Below are 15,948 nucleotides of genomic sequence, written 5' to 3'. Positions count from 1 at the left end.
AAGCCGGGTTAATTTTGTGGGAGATTTTGCGGCCGTCTTGACGGGCACGTTTGCATTTTGTTCTAACCAAGCCCCCTGCCCGGAGCCCTCCCAATGCCTATCAGAGTAGCCACCTGGAACGTGAACTCGGTCCGGCAGCGGATCGATCTGCTCCTGACCTGGCTGAAAGAGTGCCAGCCGGACATCGTCTGCCTGCAGGAGATCAAATGTGTCGACGAGGCCTTCCCGCGGCTGGAGATCGAGGCGCTCGGCTACAACGTGGTGACGCACGGGCAGAAGACGTTCAACGGCGTCGCCCTGCTATCCAAGCTCCGTTTCGACGAGACCAAGTCGGGCCTCGCCGGCGACGACGAGGATACCCATGCCCGCTTCCTAGAGGGCGTGGTGACGCTCAAGTCCGGCGTGCTGCGCATCGCCTGCCTCTACCTGCCCAATGGCAATCCGGTCGGGACCGACAAATATCCCTACAAGCTCAAATGGATGTCGCGGCTTCTTGATTATTCGAAGGAGCGACTCAAGGAGGAGGTCCCGCTGATCCTGGCCGGCGACTTCAACGTCATCCCGCATGCCCGCGACGTGCATAATCCGGCTGCCTGGACCGAGGACGCGCTGTTCAAGACCGAGACGCGCGAGAGCTTCCAGTCCCTGCTCGGCCTCGGCCTCACCGACGCCTTGCGCGCCGTCAGCGACGAGGGCGGGCTCTACACCTTCTGGGACTACCAGGCCGGGGCCTGGCAGAAGAACCAGGGGCTGCGGATCGATCATCTGCTGCTGTCGCCGCAGGCCAGCGACAGGCTCGCCAATTTCGGCATCGACAGCTACGTGCGCGGTTGGGAGAAGCCCTCGGACCACGTGCCGGTGTGGGCGGATCTGGATCTGGAGGCGGCGTAGGCCTTCGCAGAGTCGGTGGGAGCGAGCGGCAGTCGCAACTGCCGGTAGGGTGGGCTAAGCGAAGCGTGCCCACCATTCGCAATGGCGGAGAGAGATCGTGGGCACGGCGCCGAGGCGCCTTTGCCCACCCTACGAGACTGTGAATCTTTTGTACCGCGCGTCAGACGAATGTGATTCTCTGGGCAGACTGATCTGCTGGAGAGGATGATGGCTGACGACGGACTTTTTGGTGAATTGCCGGAGCAGTCGGCACGAACCGAAGCGGTGCCGCAAGGCGCACCTCGGCTGCGCGAGCCTGTGCGCAATCAGGTCGAATTGCGAGCGGTCGATATCGACAGCCTGATCGGGCAGGATCATCCAGCGCGGGTGATCTGGGCTTATGTCGAAGGGCTGGACCTGAGCGAGCTGGAAGATCGCGTCAAGGCACGGGAAAACAGGCCGGGCCATCCGGCGCCATCGCCACGGTTGTTGCTGGCGCTTTGGCTGTACGCCGCGAGCGATGCCGTTGGCAGCGCGCGGGCGCTGGACCGGCTCTGCGACAGCCACGACGTCTACCGCTGGCTCTGCGGTGGCGTGTCGTTGAACCATCACGGGCTGTCGGACTTCCGGGTCGGCTGTGCCGACTTGCTCGACCGTTTGCTGGTTGAACATCTGGTGGCCCTGAACGAGGCAGGGCTGGTCGATCTGGAGAAGCTGACCCAGGACGGGGTGCGGATACGAGCGAATGCCGGGACCGGATCGTTCCGGCGGGAGGCGACGCTGGATCGGCAGATGGCGCAGGCCGAGGCCATTGTGGAAGAGCTCAAGCGCGAGGTCGATGCGGACCCGGAAGCCAGCAATCGGCGGATCCGGGCCGCCAAAGAGCGGGCGGCGCGCGAACGCAGCGAGCGGGTGCAAGCCGCGCAGGCCGCGCTGGCCGAGATCAAGCGCAAGCGAAAACAGCTCGACGACAAGGGCGGCAATGGCAAGAAGCCGAAGGAGCCTCGGGCCTCCACCACCGACCCGCAGGCCAGGGTGATGAAGATGGCCGATGCCGGCTTCCGTCCGGCCTATAATGTGCAGGTGGCTAGCGCGGCTGGCGAACTGATCGTGGTCGCGATCGATGTCGACAACAGCGGCTCAGATCGTGGCTTGATGCGCCCGATGCTGGAGCGAACGCGCGCTCGGCTGAAGCGCTTGCCACGCCGCTACCTCGCCGATGGCGGGTTCTGCACTGGCGACGACATCGAATGGGCGCATGGCGAGGGCATCGAGGTTTACTGTCCACCGCCCCAATCCAGGAGCGGTGTCGATCCCTTCTTACCCCGGAGCAGCGACGGTCCTGGCATAGCGGCCTGGCGTGCTCGCATGGCCAGCGAAGCCGGCAAGGCACAGTACCAGGCCCGTACCATCTGCGAATGCATCCATGCCCGCTGGCGCAACTGGGACCTCAGGCAACTGACCGTGCGCGGCATCGAGAAGGTCCGTGCCGTCGTGCTCTGGTACGCCCTCACCAACAACATCCTGCAAGGGCATCGTCTCGCAAAAGCATAGATAACCAACAGCCTGACGCCGCCGGCTTCCCCCATCAAGGGGCGATACCACCCCTTGATGCCGAAGCCGAAACAAAACGAATTGGCTCACAGGCTCTACGAGACCGTGCTTACTCCCGACGCCCCTGCACCCACTGCTCCAGCATTTGCAGGGCCATGGCGCGGTCGTCGTCGGAGGCCTTCGCGAAGGCGCGGTTGTAGCTTTCCTTGATCCAGACCTCGTCGGCGCCGGCGCTGTCGCGCGCCAGCGTCAGCCACATCAGGCCGCGCGCGGCCTGCCGCGGCAGGCGGTCGCCGTTGAACAGCATCTGGCCGAGCAGCGCCTGGGCCTGGTGCTGGCCCTTCTGCGCGGCGAGGCCAAGCCAGCGCGCGCCATAGCGGTAGTCCTCGCGCGAGGCGTCCGGGGTCTTCAGGTACAGACGAGCGAGGTCGTACTGCGCGTCCGCATTGCCGAAATAGGATGCGGCATAGGAAAACATCTCCCGGGCGCGGTCCGGATCGGCCTTGACCTTCGAATTCGGGATGCCGGCCAGATAGTACCGGCCGAGCGCAACGAAGGCGTTGGCCACGATCTGCGCCTGCGGCGCCGACGGGCTGTCCTCGGCATGCGCGTTGGCGATCCGGCTGAAATATTCGAAGGCACGCAGATCGTCCTGGGCGACCCCGTCGCCGTTGGCGTACATGCGGCCGAGCTTCCACTGCGCGATCGGGTGGCCGCCCTCGGCAGCATATTGCAAGGCGCTGAGCGAGGTTTCCTGGGTCGCGACCGCAGGCGGAACCTTGGTGCGCACCGCACCCGCAGCGCCGGGCAAGGTCGTCACGACCGGGATGGTGGCGTCCTTCGGGTTGACCGGCGCACCGTCGAAGGCGAACGCCGGCGCGGCCAGCGCAGCCGCCCCCAACACAAACGCAACTGTGGCACGCCTAAATGTCCGCATAGCACTGTTTCTCGTGCGCGCCGCCCGGATGGGTCACTGCCCCTCCGATCGCCGGTCCAACCTGCTGAGCATATTTCCAGAGCGCACCCGACGTGTGGTTAGTCGCGCGGGCGCTCCATTTGGTTCTGCGCTGGGCGAGCTCGGCGTCGCTCAATTTTACGTCAAGGGTCCCATTGACCGCGTCGATCTCGATGATGTCGCCGTCCTCGAGCAGCCCGATCGGGCCGCCGACCGCCGCCTCCGGGCCGACATGGCCGATGCAGAAGCCGCGGGTGGCACCGGAGAAGCGGCCGTCGGTGATGAGCGCGATCTTGCCGCCCATGCCCTGGCCGGTCAGCGCTGCCGTGGTCTGGAGCATTTCCCGCATGCCGGGACCGCCCTTCGGCCCCTCGTAGCGGATCACGATGACTTCGCCTTCGCGATAGGTGCGGTTCTGGACCGCCTCGAACGCGTCCTCCTCACGGTCGAAGCACCTGGCCGGACCAGTAAACCTGAGGTTGGACATTCCCGCGACTTTCACGATCGCACCTTCTGGCGCCAAATTGCCCTTCAGACCGACCACACCGCCTGTCACGGTGATGGGCTTGTCCGCCGGATGCACCACGTCCTGGTGCGGATTCCATTTCACGCTCTTGAGGTTTTCAGCGATCGTGCGGCCCGTGACGGTAAGGCAATCACCGTGCAGGAAGCCGTTGTCGAGCAGCGTCTTCATCAGAAGCGGGATGCCACCTACTTCAAACATGTCTTTGGCGACATAACGGCCGCCCGGCTTCAAATCCGCGACATATGGTGTCTTTTTGAAGATTTCGGCGACGTCGAACAGGTCGAACTTGATGCCGACCTCGTGCGCGATCGCCGGCAGGTGCAGCGCAGCATTGGTCGAGCCGCCGGACGCCGCGACCACGGCGGCGGCATTCTCCAGCGCCTTGCGGGTGACGATGTCGCGCGGCCGGATGTTCTGGGCAATCAGGTCCATCACCTTCTCGCCCGCGGTCATGCAGAAGGCGTCGCGGATCTCGTACGGCGCCGGGGCACCGGCCGAGTACGGCAGCGCCAGCCCGATCGCCTCGGAGACGGTCGCCATGGTGTTGGCAGTGAACTGCGCGCCACAGGCACCGGCCGAGGGGCAAGCGACGCGCTCGATCTCGTCGAGGTCCTCGTCCGACATGGCCCCGACCGAGTGCTTGCCGACAGCCTCGAACATGTCCTGCACGGTGACCTGCTGCCCGCGGAAATTGCCGGGCAGGATCGAGCCGCCATAGATGAAGATCGAGGGCACGTTGAGGCGGACCATCGCCATCATCATGCCCGGCAGCGACTTGTCGCAGCCGGCGAGCCCGACCAGGGCGTCATAGGCGTGGCCGCGCACGGTCAGCTCGACCGAATCGGCAATGCACTCGCGCGACGGCAACGAGGAGCGCATGCCGTCGTGACCCATGGCGATGCCGTCGGTCACGGTGATGGTGCAGAATTCACGAGGTGTACCGCCGGCCGATGCCACGCCCTTCTTCACCGCCTGTGCCTGGCGCATCAGGGCGATGTTGCAGGGAGCGGCTTCATTCCAGCACGAGGCGACGCCGACGAAGGGCTGGTGGATCTGCTCGGTGGTCAGACCCATCGCGTAGAAATAGGACCGATGCGGCGCGCGCGCAGGGCCTTCCGTCACGTGACGGCTCGGCAGCCTCTGCTTGTCGATCTTCGCGCCCATCGCAACCAGTTTCCCTGGCCAACCCTTTCAGACCCGAAAAATCAGAGCCAAGATTTGAATCGACCTTGGGATTTTCTCGTCGCCTTCGAAGACCGCCGTTGCCGTTAGAAATTTAGAGCGATTTTATTCATGGTCGGGTGTGGCCAAAAAGCGGCGGCGATGCGAACCGCCGGTTATGAGGGTTAAATCCGGGATGGGTGTTGCACAGGCAGCACAATCGTTACCGGGAAGACACGGGTATGCTTACCATGATACTCTCGTCCAGACGGCAAGCTACAACCTCTAATTTCGCAATGCGTGGTGCGCGCCTATGCTCCGGCTCGGCGATGACATGCGCGCAAGTGAGTCGTCTCCTCTGCCCCCTCTCGCGTCCGCGCCGGAGCGCTTCTGCCGTACGAGGCGAGCCGCTCAGGCCGACATCGCGCCTCTGCGCCCGAACGGATCGAACAGACGGACGATCTCGCAGGCGGCAACGAGCCCGGCGAGCCAGGCGGCGCTGGTCAGCCCGAGACGGGCAACGACGGCGGCGGTGAACGCGTCCTCGCCACCGAGGAACGGCGTTGCCGCCAGCAGCGCGATCTCATAGGCCGCGTAGGCGGCGATGAGCGTGACCGCAAGCATCAGGGGCGTGCGGCGCCGCGGCAGCATGCGGAGCACCGCGGACGCTGCCGCGTGGACAGGAGCGCTGCGGCGCCGATCACGAGGCCCCAGGCGATGGTGTTGCCGTCAACGGGATAGTGCAAGGCTCCGAAACCGATGCCCTGGTTCACGAGCCAGGCACCGGCGATGACGAGCTGCGCGTTGCGCAATGGCAGCATCCCGGCCGCGACGACTGCAAACGCCGCGAACGGCGTTGCGCAGGCGAGCGCGAAGCTTGCAAGCGCGCATGACAAGGTCAGCAGCGCAAAGCAGAACACCGGCGCAAGGCGTGGTGCCACCGGATCAAGCCGCAGATGGTCCGCGTGAGGCGGCACGATGCTGAGCGCCATGGATGATCTCCTTCCCATCAATTCTAGTTCGTTTGCGGGCTTGTGACAGCCCCATCGGCATCAAAACGTGGCCCGGCTCTGACGGGTAGCTGCGACCGGGCGGCGGAACGTTCGGTGCGTGGAAGTGCTTGCGACGGCCGCAGCTATCGCCGCCAGCCGGCAACCGACGACTCGACGATCGCAATCATCAGGTCCGTCCGCGCAAGCGTTGCGCCTGGGCCCAGGCGACTGCGACGTCGCGTGGCGGAACATCGACGCGCTTGATGGGCGTCAATTCGCCGGAGGCCGAAACGATCGCCGTCTCTTCGCGTCGGCAGCGCGTGCAGACGAAGCGGACCTCGTGCGGGGACGCCGACCAGGTCGACCGCTTCACATTGGCCGCCATCGGCCAGGCATCGCAATGCGAGCACGACACCAGAAAACGACCGGGATCGAGCATACCCATTCCATCGGACTCCGAATCCTGCCGCTTCCTTCAATGATTAATCCATGTGAATCGTTCCGGTGTCCAAGCACCGCCGGCCTTGCCTCGGGCCGCTACCGGTTCCGCGCAACCGCAGAGCGTCGGATGGCGGATTGCGTTGCGAAGCTCACCGGTGGCGTCGCGGGATTGCGATCCCCTGCAAGTGCCCCGCTCAGCGAGCCCCCTTGAGGGTGCAGGAGGTCGTGCAGGTCACTGTCGTGCCGCGGTCGCACGTTTTGCAGGCGCTGACACACTGGTTCATATCGCGGGGATTGTAGCTGTAGTTGCGCAACGGACAGGCCGGCGTCGTCGAGCCGGTGATGTCCTGCTCCTGATCGCAGGCCGCCGTCATGAGCGCGAACATGATCACTGCAGCGAGGCGCATGGGATTGCCCTGTCAAGCATGGCAAATCACACTCACGGGACGCGCTGCATTGCAGCGAACCCCGGCCTTCCCACCACGAGCGTCGCCGATCAGCGATACTCGCTTGCTGCAAGGATGCGCGCCAAACGTTAAGAACGGATTTCAGCCCGGCTCAGGCCGCAGCCGTCGTTGCGATCGCCTGCCGGATATCGACGGCCAGCTGACGGTACTGCTCCCCGAGCTTCAAATAGAACTCGCGCTTGCTGCTTTCGGTGGCGAGCTTGGCGATCAGCTCGCATTCGGCGGTGAGCGTCTCGAACCGTTCCAGCCTGTCCTCAAGATGTGTCATCGGCGTGTCCCCATCAGACGCCTCAGGGACATCCAACCTAAGCCCGGGAAATAGGTCACGGCGAACATCGTTATGGAGTAGCATCTTTTTTTCCGGCGCGGCGTGCCGGACGCAAGGCACCGCTATTTCTGCTCCAGCCGCCACACGCCGTCCCAATTGGGATCCGGCGGATTGGCCGCAAACTGCGCGATGCGGATGAGCATCGTGCGCGAGGGGCCGTCGCCTGGGACCGCCTCGAGCGCCGCATTGAAGGCGGCGCGCGCCTCGTCGAAGCGCCGGCCGCGATAGGCGGCGAGACCATCAGCATAATGCGTGCGCAACGTCACTTGCGCCTCGGTGAATGCGCCCGCTCTCGCCATCACCTCGAAGATCGCCTGCGGCGCGCTTTGACCCGCGACCGCCAGACGATCGATCTCGCGCAATTCCAGCCGCGATCCGATCCCGTCCGCGGTCGCCTGCGAGATCAGGATGCGGGTGCCGTAGACCTTGTTGACGGCCTCCAGCCGCGAGGCGAGGTTCACGGCATCGCCCATCACGGTGAAGCTCATCATCAGCTCGGACCCGATGCTGCCGGTCAGGACCTCGCCAGTGGCGATGCCGATGCGCAGATCGCACGGCGCCGGCATGGCGCGGATGCCGAGCAGATCCGGCAGCTGCTTCTGCAGCGCAGGCACCTGATCGGCCATCTCGACGGCGGCAAGCCCGGCGAGCAGGCCCTGCTCATCCTCCTCGATGAAGGGAGGTCCCCAATAGGACATGATGGCGTCGCCGATATATTTGTCGATGATGCCGCGATTGTTTCTGATCGGAGCGGACATCACGGTGAAGTAGTGGTTCATCACCTTGACGAGGCCGCGCGGGGTCATGCCCTCGCTCATCGAGGTGAAGCCGCTCATGTCGGAGAACATGATGGTCATCACCCGGCGCTCGCCGTCGATGGCGACCTCCGGCCGGTCGATCAGGCCCTGCACCACTTTCGGGTCGATGTAACGGCCGAAGGTCTCGCGAATGCGCTCGTTGTGCCTGAGCTGCTCGATCATGCGGTTGAAGGCGGCAGCAAGCTCGCCGATCTCGTCCTGCGTCGAGACGGTGATGGGCTTGTCGAACCGGCCCGCCTCGACCTCGCGGGCGCCGGCCAGCAGCAGGCGCACCGGGCGCGTGATGCCACTGCTCACCAGCAGCGCAAAGGCAAACCCGACGATCGCCGCGAGCAAGGTCACGACCCCCGAAACAATGATCGTCTGATGCTGGCGGCTGATCACCTGCGACGTCGAGAAATAGACCTGCGTCAGCATGTCGGCGCGGATCGCATCGACCTTCCGATTGAACACATCGCGCAGGGTGTCGAGGTGCTCCAGCGTGTCCCGGGCCGCGGTCATATCCTTGGCCTCGACCTGCTTGAGCAGTTTCGCATTGCCCTCGTCCAGATCGCGCCGCAGCTCGGTGACGGCGCTTTCGATCCGGACGTCGAGCCGTGCCAGCGCGGCATTGTCGGAATACGTCCTGACGTCGTCGATGATGGCATTGATGAGCTTGCGTGCAGCCTCGGCCTCCTCCTCGAACTTGCGGTCCAACGCCTCGAAGTCGCGAAGCCGCGCCGCGTAGGCCTGCTCGTCCGATGGCGCCTCCATCCTGCTCATCACCATCCGCCGCAGTGCTAGGGCCCGCTCCAGCGAGCGGATGTTCGCACGCGCCAGATGGCTATAGGCGGGGATGTAGCGGTTGGTCAGCTCGTCGAGCAAAATGCCGACCTGGCTGGACATCACCATCGACAGGATCGAGGTGACCAGCATCAGGACGATCAATCCGAGAGCGATGCCGACGATCTTGCGCCGGATCGACTGGTTGAAAATCGGCATAGGTACAGGGCAAACGCTGAAAGGATGAAGCGAGGGAACTCATACACCGGATTTGGCCGAGGGAACACGCGCAATCTGGCTGCTGTGACGTCCTGCGCCGTGCGTAATCGTCGCGCGAGCCCCAATCGTTAACAAAGGTTAAAACCGCTGCCGCTTACGCCATTTCGGAAGTTCCCGAGTTCCAATCCGTATTTTGCCGCATTGTTGCGACAGCTTGAGGGTGCGACACGATGCCGGCGCATCGTTCGATGCTTTGATTCGCAAGCCGCATGTGCGGACCTTGGTTTGTAGTGGTTTTCGCAGGGGGGACCATCGAATGAACCAGTGCCTACGCTCGCTCGCGTGTGTCGTTGCCGTGGCCGCAATGGCCCTCCTTCCCACCGAGCTGGCGGCGAAGAGCAATCACAAATCATCCGCACTGAAGAAGACGCACGAGGCCAAAGCCGGCAAGCACCGCCACGCCGCCGCCGGCAAAGCGCGTCATGGCAAGCACGCCGAAGCCAAGCGCAAATCGAAGACGGTCGACGAGCCCGCGGACAAGCCGGCGCCGCCGCCGCTGACCGGCGATCTCGCCGCGCTGAAGAACGCCATCGATCTGACGCGCAAGGGCAAGACCGAGGATGCGAGCGCCGCGCGCGACCGCATTTCCGATCCCGCGGGACAGAAGCTCGCCGACTGGTTCATGCTGCGCCATTCCGAGAGCACCGCGAACTTCAAGCGCTACGCCGCCTTCCTCGCGGCCAATCCCGATTGGCCGAGCAGCGCCCTGCTCCGCCGCCGCGCCGAGGCGCGGCTGTGGCAGGAGAAGGCCGACGCGGCCATCGTGCACAAATTCACGATGGATCGGCCGACCAGCGCCAAGGGCAAGTTTGCGCTCGCGCGCGTGCTGCTCGCCGAAGGCGAGACCGACAGGGCCGCGCGGCTGGTCCGGGATACCTGGCGCGCGGAGGAATTGTCCGAGCGCAGCGAAGAGGATTCTTACGAAGCCTTCCGTGATCTGCTCACGGCGGACGATCATCGTGCCCGCATGGACAAGCGTCTCGGCGCCAAGGATTATGTAGGCGCGCGGCGCGCGGCCAAGCGGCTCGGCGAGGATGCGCTCGCGATCGTCAAGGCATGCGCCGGCGTCACCGGCAAGGCCAACAAGGCGAAGGACTATCTCGAGGACGTCCCGGCCGAAGCACGCCGCGATCTCGGCTACGTGCTGTGCCGCGCCCAATGGCACCTGCAGAAGGACCGCATCGACGATGCCGCCGAGGTGATCCTCGCCGCCGCGCCGGACACCATGGCGGCCCAGGACACCGACGCGTGGTGGCGCGAGCGCCGCCTGCTCGCGCGCAAGCTGCTCGACCAGGGCAAGTCCAGGACCGCCTATGATGTCGTGCGTATGGCCGCGGTGCCGGAGAAGGAAGTCTATCGCATCGACTATCACTTCATGTGCGGCTGGATCGCGCTGCGCTTTCTGAACGATCCCAGGACGGCGATGATGCACTTCGTCGCGATCGACGAAGGCTCCGCCAATCCGATCGCGCTGTCCCGGGCCCATTACTGGCGCGGCCGCGCCGCCGAAGCCATGGGCGCGACGGCCGATGCGCGCATGAGCTATCGGGCTGCGGCGCGCTATCAGACCGCCTATTACGGCCAGCTCGCCCGCGCCAAGCTCGGCCTTGATGAAATCGAGCTGCGTCCGCCCTCGCCCGTGCTGGCTTCGGCCGAGACGCAGCTAGCGGACGAGCGCGTGCGCGCCGCCGACATGCTCTACGGCATCGGCGAGCGCGACATGGTGTTCTACTACGCCGAGGATTTCGCCAAGGAGAGCACCGATGTCACCGCGCTCGAAGCGCTCGCCGAGCTCGCCGGCCGGCGCAACGATGCGCGCGTGATGCTGGAGGTCGGCAAGACCGCGCTGGCGCGCGGGCTCGCGCTCGACCATTACGCCTTCCCGACCATCGGCATTCCCGAGCACAAGCAGGTTGCGCCTGCGATCGAGACCAGCGTGATCTATTCGGTGGCGCGCACCGAGAGCTCGTTCGATCAGCGCGACAAGTCGCCGGCCAACGCGGTCGGGCTGATGCAGGTGACGCCGGAAGCCGGCCGCGACACCGCCAAGCGCTTCGGCCTGACCTATGACTGGGACAGGATGGTGTCCGATCCCGTCTACAACACCCAGATGGGCGCGGCCGAGCTCAGCGCGCTGCTGTCGGAATATCGCGGCAACCAGATCATGACCTTCGCCGGCTACAATGCCGGCCGCGGCCGCGTGCGCGAGTGGGTGCAGGCGCGCGGCGATCCACGCGATCCCAATGTCGATCCGGTCGACTGGGTCGAGCGCATCCCGCTGTCGGAGACACGCAACTACGTCCAGCGCGTGATGGAGAACGTGCTGGTCTACCGCGCAAGATTCGAAGGCAGCGGCATGATCGCCGGCAAGAGCGACCAGCGCGTGGTGACGCACGAGGCTGGCGCAACGGCGCCAGTGGCGACCGCAGCACCCGCTCCCTGATCGACGCCGCCGGGGCTGGACGCGACGCCTGCAAGGATACGGTGCTGCGGCTCCCACGCGAGTGCAGTCGCGCAGCTAGGTGTCACCTCCTTCCATCGTGATCAGATCGCGACTGTCCAAACATGCGCCGGTCAAGGCTCTTGCGACGGTCCAGGCGCTGATCGTGCAGCTCCAGCACCAGACGGCACTCATGACCGTCAGTATCTCGATCATGCTTCCAGCGGCGAGCTCGACGTTCCCTAGGGCCGGTTCTGTCCGCCCTGGCACCGGCCATTGCATGAACAGCGTGGAGAATTCGCCGCGCCGATAACAATTGTCGTCGCAGTAACGGCGCTGCGTCCGCGCATGGCGGACATAGCCGGACCGCAAGGGACGCGAGCATGTGCTGCACGTGGCCGCGTGCAACGGCGGCTCGTGATTGACCACCACGAATTTCATGAAGCGGCTCTCACACCATCTTTCGCCAGCGTCTCGCAGAACAGCGCGTAGCACTGATGATCGCAGTAAGGCAGACGGGTCGCGATCTCGCGCAGATAGCTGCCGCTGATCGGCTCGCAGCACTGCATGCACCAGGTCTGCCGGAACGGGGTCCGACCGTTGACCAGCACGAACGCGAATCTCATGTGGCACCTCCCAAAGCGAAGCAGTAAACGCTGTCGAGCGGAGACAGTGCTGGCGGTGGAGCGCACAGATGGTTTCGGCCGTCCGGATTATCCCTGTTTCGCTCCACCTTTTGCGGTGGGATCAGAATGTATCTCCCGTCCTCCCGGCGCCGCGCATAGATCTGGCCCTCGATGTACTTGATGTCGGTCGGATAACAATCGGCGCTGTTGCAACAACTGACGCTCGGGTTGTCCGGCATGTGCCAGGTGGAATAGAATTTTTCGTGCAGCGCCTGGTCCTGAGGTGGGTGCTGGCGATGAACAGCACCGTGTCCCGTCTCCTGTGCCTGGAGGGCCGCGATGGGGGTGATGAGAACGATCCAGCAGAAGAGCTTGCATGAGCGGTTCAACGACACAGCCTCCCGGATCAGCTCTCCAATGCAGCCTTATGCGACCTGAGCCCGAAACAACCACTGCCGGTCGCGTTCGCTTCGCGTGCGGAAACGATCAACGCACTTCTTTGAGCAGAGCGCCGTGCGCCAGGAGTAGTAGCGGATCAGGCCAAACTTGCCGCCGCAAACTGCACATCCGCTGAGCGAGGAGCAACTTTCGGACTCCGATCGGTGACGCTCAGGAAGTACCGACATATCGCACATTGTTGTCTCCCTCTGTTGCTTGCGCTTTTCTCAGTTGTTCCCTTCGACACTCTCGATGGTCGAGAGGCTAGTCCGCCGGGCACGAAGCGCTCAATTGTACGGAGGTAAAATGGCCGACATGACTAGGAATGGAGGAGCTATACCTAGGTTTGCCCCGTATTCGACCGGGGGGCCCACGCGGCTCGAGTTCAACGAGACGGCGCACGACGCTTCGGCTGCACGGTCACCGTGAAAACTTGGCCGGCACGGTGTCCTTGATGCGCCACAATGGACCCGGCGGCGAGCGGACAGTCCAAAGGCGAATGTCATGACCGCCGATCCGACTTTGGCTGGAATTGCTCCTCTCGCCGCAACGTGCTCTACTCATCTTCACGCAGAGAGTGCCGGGAGCGTCTGCGATGAAGCCTGGCCGGGCAGCGACGTTCGGGAAGTCAGCCGCGCAATTCCTCGTCGGCTGCCTGAGGCAAACTGTTCCCGCCAAGCCGCGCACCGATTCCAATGCCGCCGACTTGCTCGAGGCGGTCAAGCAGTGGCAGCAGGTCTTCGAGCACACGCCGGTCATGTACTTCATGGTCGATCCGGCCGGTACCGTGATCAACGTGAACACGTTCGGCGCCGAGCAGCTGGGCTACACGCCGGCCGAGTTGATCGGCCGATCCGTGCTGGATGTCTTCCTCGCGGAAGATCGCGCCACTGTCCGCGCCTGTGTCGCGTTGTGCCTCAAGACCCTTGATCAGTCACACACCTGGGAAATCCGGAAGGTTCGCAAGGACGGCTCGATGTTATGGGTCCGCGAGAACGCCAAGGCCATGCTGCGGGCCAATGGCGGACCAATCGTGCTTGTCGCCTGCGAGAACATCACCGAGCGCAAGGAGGCAGAGAACGCGCTGCGACAGAGCGAGGCTTACCTCGCCCAGGCGCAGGAATTGAGCCACACCGGTAGTTTCGGCTGGAAGGCCGCAACCCGCGAGATCACCTGGTCCAAGGAGACCTATCGCATCTTCGAAGGCGAAGAGGGGACGAAGCCCGCGATCCCATTCATGCTTCAGCGGATCCATCCGGAGGACCGGCTCGCTGTGAAGCAGACGACGGGCCAGGCGGCGCGCGAAGGGAAAGACTATGATCACGAATACCGGCTGGTGATGCCCGACGGTTCCATCAAATACGTTAGAGCGGTGGCACGAGCGACGCGAGATTCCAACGGTCGCGTGGAGTTCGTCGGATCGGTGACCGACATCACGGCGACCAAAGAGGCGGAGCGTAGGCTTCGTGACAGCGAGCAGCGCTTTCGAGATTATGCCGAAACCGCGTCTGACTGGTTCTGGGAAACCGGCCCAGACCATCGCGTCACCCAGATATCGGAACACTCCGATACCAACACCGTCCCCGCGGGCCTGATCGGGCTCACACGCTGGGACATTGCTCCTGACGCTGCTCTCGAGCCCGAAAAATGGCGGCAACATCGAGCGGCGCTCGACGCCCACGTCCCCTTCCGCGACTTGGTGTATCGCAGCAGAGACCGCGATGGACGGCCAATCTACGTCCGGACCAGCGGCAAGCCGTTCTTCGACGCCGACGGCGCTTTCCTGGGCTACCGTGGCGTTTGCTCCGACGTGACCGCGGCCATCCGGGCCAATCAAGCCGAAGACGCGCTGCGCAAGGCCCAGGCCGAACTCGCCCATGTGACACGTGTCACGACACTGGGTGAGCTGACCGCTTCGATTGCCCACGAAATCAATCAGCCGCTCGCCGCGGTGATCGCAAACGCCGACGCCTGCCTCGCCTGGCTACAGCGCAGTCCGCCGGATATCAAAGCGGCCCGCCGCTCCGTGGAGTGGATCATCGAGGACGGCAGGCGTGCCGGCGACGTGATCCGTCACGTTCGGGCGCTCGCCAAGGGGTCTGACATCGAGATGGTTCCGCTCGATGCCAATGCGGTCGTGCGGGAGGCCGTCGCACTCGTTCAGCGCGAAATGGCCAGCCACGCCGTGTCCGTCCGCATGGAGCTGTCGTCGGCGCTGCCGAGGATCTTTGGCGATCGCATTCAATTGCAGCAGGTCCTGATCAACCTCATCATGAACGGGATCGAGGCCATGGGAGACGTCCACGATCGCCCGCGCGAGCTGGCGATCCGTTCAGAGGCGAGCGGCGATGGCGCGATGCAAATGAGCGTTTCCGACCGCGGAGTCGGCATCAGCGAACAGGCGATGGACCGCCTGTTCACGCCGTTCTTTACCACGAAGTCCTCCGGCATGGGCATGGGTCTGTCGATCTGTCGATCGATCATCGAGGCCCATGGCGGACGACTTTACGCCGTGCCAAATCAGGAGCGCGGCGCGACTTTTCAGATTACCTTGCCCCTCCATCGAGAGGAAGCATCGTGACCGAGCGCGCGGACTCTTCGCCGCCACAGAAGGACGGCGATCAGCCCATTGTCCTCATCGTCGACGACGACGCGTCCATGCGCCGTGCGCTCACCAATCTGTTCGAGTCGGTCGGTCTCAAGGTCGAAGCATTCGGCTCGGCGCCGCAGCTCCTCCAGGCCAAGCCGCCAGACGTCCCAAGCTGCCTGGTGCTCGACATCCGCCTGCCCGGAACGAGCGGCCTCGAGCTGCAGACCGATCTTGCCAAGGCAAATATCCACACGCCTATCATCTTCATTACGGGTCACGGCGATATTCCCATGACGGTTCGGGCCATGAAGAGCGGGGCGATCGATTTCTTGACCAAGCCGGTCCGCGATCAGGACATTCTCGACGCAGTCCAGGCCGCGATCGAGCGAGACCGCAAGCGCCGCGACCTCAACAGGACGGTCTCGACCGTCAGATCACGCTTCGAGTCACTGTCCTCGCGGGAGCGAGACGTATTGTCACTGGTGACGTCCGGCCTGATGAACAAGCAGGTGGCCGCCCAGCTCGGATTGGCCGAAATCACCGTTAAAATCTACCGCGGCCAGATCATGCGGAAAATGGGCGCGAAGTCGCTGGCCGACCTGGTGAGAATGAGCGAGGCGCTCGGGATTGGCCCGAACAAGTCCGATGCACAAACCTAAGTATGAGTTTCCAATCGTGACCGGCAGGTCCACCTTACGCCT

14 protein-coding genes and 1 pseudogene are annotated in these 15,948 nt (G+C 64.2%); 5 read left to right on the top strand and 10 right to left on the bottom strand.

Annotated features, from left to right (window positions below):
- Positions 1-93 precede the first annotated feature (93 nt).
- Together xth and ACNJYA_RS18615 are read left to right on the top strand one after the other, a co-directional pair.
- Positions 94-891 (top strand): exodeoxyribonuclease III, encoded by a 798-nt coding sequence (gene xth / locus ACNJYA_RS18620; protein ID WP_439367319.1) that lies wholly within the window; start codon positions 94-96, stop codon positions 889-891.
- A gap of 204 nt (positions 892-1,095) precedes the next feature.
- Positions 1,096-2,424, top strand: a complete 1,329-nt coding sequence (locus ACNJYA_RS18615; RefSeq protein WP_212257604.1) for an IS1182 family transposase — start codon at positions 1,096-1,098, stop codon at positions 2,422-2,424.
- A gap of 109 nt (positions 2,425-2,533) precedes the next feature.
- Here ACNJYA_RS18615 and ACNJYA_RS18610 read toward each other — a convergent pair whose 3' ends face one another.
- The 7 genes and pseudogenes from ACNJYA_RS18610 to ACNJYA_RS18580 form a co-directional block, all read right to left on the bottom strand.
- On the bottom strand, positions 2,534-3,361 hold the full coding sequence (locus ACNJYA_RS18610; protein ID WP_172783656.1) for a tetratricopeptide repeat protein: 828 nt from the start codon (positions 3,359-3,361) through the stop codon (positions 2,534-2,536).
- Positions 3,348-5,069 carry a dihydroxy-acid dehydratase gene (gene ilvD / locus ACNJYA_RS18605; protein ID WP_172783655.1) on the bottom strand — a complete coding sequence of 574 codons (1,722 nt, stop codon included), beginning with the start codon at positions 5,067-5,069 and terminating at the stop codon, positions 3,348-3,350. Before ilvD ends, ACNJYA_RS18610 begins: the two co-directional genes overlap by 14 nt.
- A gap of 408 nt (positions 5,070-5,477) precedes the next feature.
- Positions 5,478-6,058, bottom strand: a pseudogene (locus ACNJYA_RS18600) (hypothetical protein).
- Positions 6,059-6,245: 187 nt separating this feature from the next.
- The gene (locus ACNJYA_RS18595) at positions 6,246-6,503 is read right to left on the bottom strand and encodes a hypothetical protein (protein ID WP_439367315.1); all 258 of its coding nucleotides are present in this window, start codon (positions 6,501-6,503) and stop codon (positions 6,246-6,248) included.
- 190 nt (positions 6,504-6,693) lie between these two features.
- Positions 6,694-6,906 carry a hypothetical protein gene (locus tag ACNJYA_RS18590; protein WP_172783652.1) on the bottom strand — a complete coding sequence of 71 codons (213 nt, stop codon included), beginning with the start codon at positions 6,904-6,906 and terminating at the stop codon, positions 6,694-6,696.
- A 151-nt stretch (positions 6,907-7,057) separates the two neighbouring features.
- The gene (locus ACNJYA_RS18585) at positions 7,058-7,234 is read right to left on the bottom strand and encodes a hypothetical protein (protein WP_172783651.1); all 177 of its coding nucleotides are present in this window, start codon (positions 7,232-7,234) and stop codon (positions 7,058-7,060) included.
- 122 nt (positions 7,235-7,356) lie between these two features.
- Positions 7,357-9,093 (bottom strand): adenylate/guanylate cyclase domain-containing protein, encoded by a 1,737-nt coding sequence (locus ACNJYA_RS18580; protein WP_439367311.1) that lies wholly within the window; start codon positions 9,091-9,093, stop codon positions 7,357-7,359.
- Positions 9,094-9,409: 316 nt separating this feature from the next.
- Between ACNJYA_RS18580 and ACNJYA_RS18575 the strand changes: the two genes are divergently transcribed.
- Positions 9,410-11,596 carry a lytic transglycosylase domain-containing protein gene (locus ACNJYA_RS18575; RefSeq protein WP_439403359.1) on the top strand — a complete coding sequence of 729 codons (2,187 nt, stop codon included), beginning with the start codon at positions 9,410-9,412 and terminating at the stop codon, positions 11,594-11,596.
- 75 nt (positions 11,597-11,671) lie between these two features.
- Here ACNJYA_RS18575 and ACNJYA_RS18570 read toward each other — a convergent pair whose 3' ends face one another.
- The 3 genes from ACNJYA_RS18570 to ACNJYA_RS18560 are packed head-to-tail and all read right to left on the bottom strand — an operon-like array spanning position 11,672 to position 12,614.
- Positions 11,672-12,034 carry a hypothetical protein gene (locus tag ACNJYA_RS18570; RefSeq protein WP_439403358.1) on the bottom strand — a complete coding sequence of 121 codons (363 nt, stop codon included), beginning with the start codon at positions 12,032-12,034 and terminating at the stop codon, positions 11,672-11,674.
- Positions 12,031-12,219, bottom strand: coding sequence for a hypothetical protein (locus tag ACNJYA_RS18565; RefSeq protein WP_172782859.1), 189 nt, complete (start codon positions 12,217-12,219; stop codon positions 12,031-12,033). The genes ACNJYA_RS18570 and ACNJYA_RS18565 overlap by 4 nt, the downstream gene beginning before the upstream one ends.
- Positions 12,216-12,614, bottom strand: coding sequence for a hypothetical protein (locus ACNJYA_RS18560; RefSeq protein ID WP_271506594.1), 399 nt, complete (start codon positions 12,612-12,614; stop codon positions 12,216-12,218). Before ACNJYA_RS18560 ends, ACNJYA_RS18565 begins: the two co-directional genes overlap by 4 nt.
- Before the next feature lie 638 nt (positions 12,615-13,252).
- Between ACNJYA_RS18560 and ACNJYA_RS18555 the strand changes: the two genes are divergently transcribed.
- A complete protein-coding gene (locus ACNJYA_RS18555; protein WP_439403357.1) occupies positions 13,253-15,238 on the top strand; it encodes a PAS domain-containing sensor histidine kinase in 1,986 nt (661 codons plus the stop codon).
- Complete coding sequence (locus tag ACNJYA_RS18550) at positions 15,235-15,906, top strand: response regulator transcription factor (RefSeq protein WP_172783645.1); 672 nt, start codon at positions 15,235-15,237, stop codon at positions 15,904-15,906. Before ACNJYA_RS18555 ends, ACNJYA_RS18550 begins: the two co-directional genes overlap by 4 nt.
- The last annotated feature ends 42 nt before the right edge of the window (positions 15,907-15,948 follow it).

Source organism: Bradyrhizobium sp. BLXBL-01 (assembly GCF_051853025.1).
Taxonomy (GTDB): Bacteria; Pseudomonadota; Alphaproteobacteria; order Rhizobiales; family Xanthobacteraceae; genus Bradyrhizobium.
Note: the sequence above shows the minus strand (reverse complement) of the source record. Positions and strands in the feature narration are given on the sequence as shown.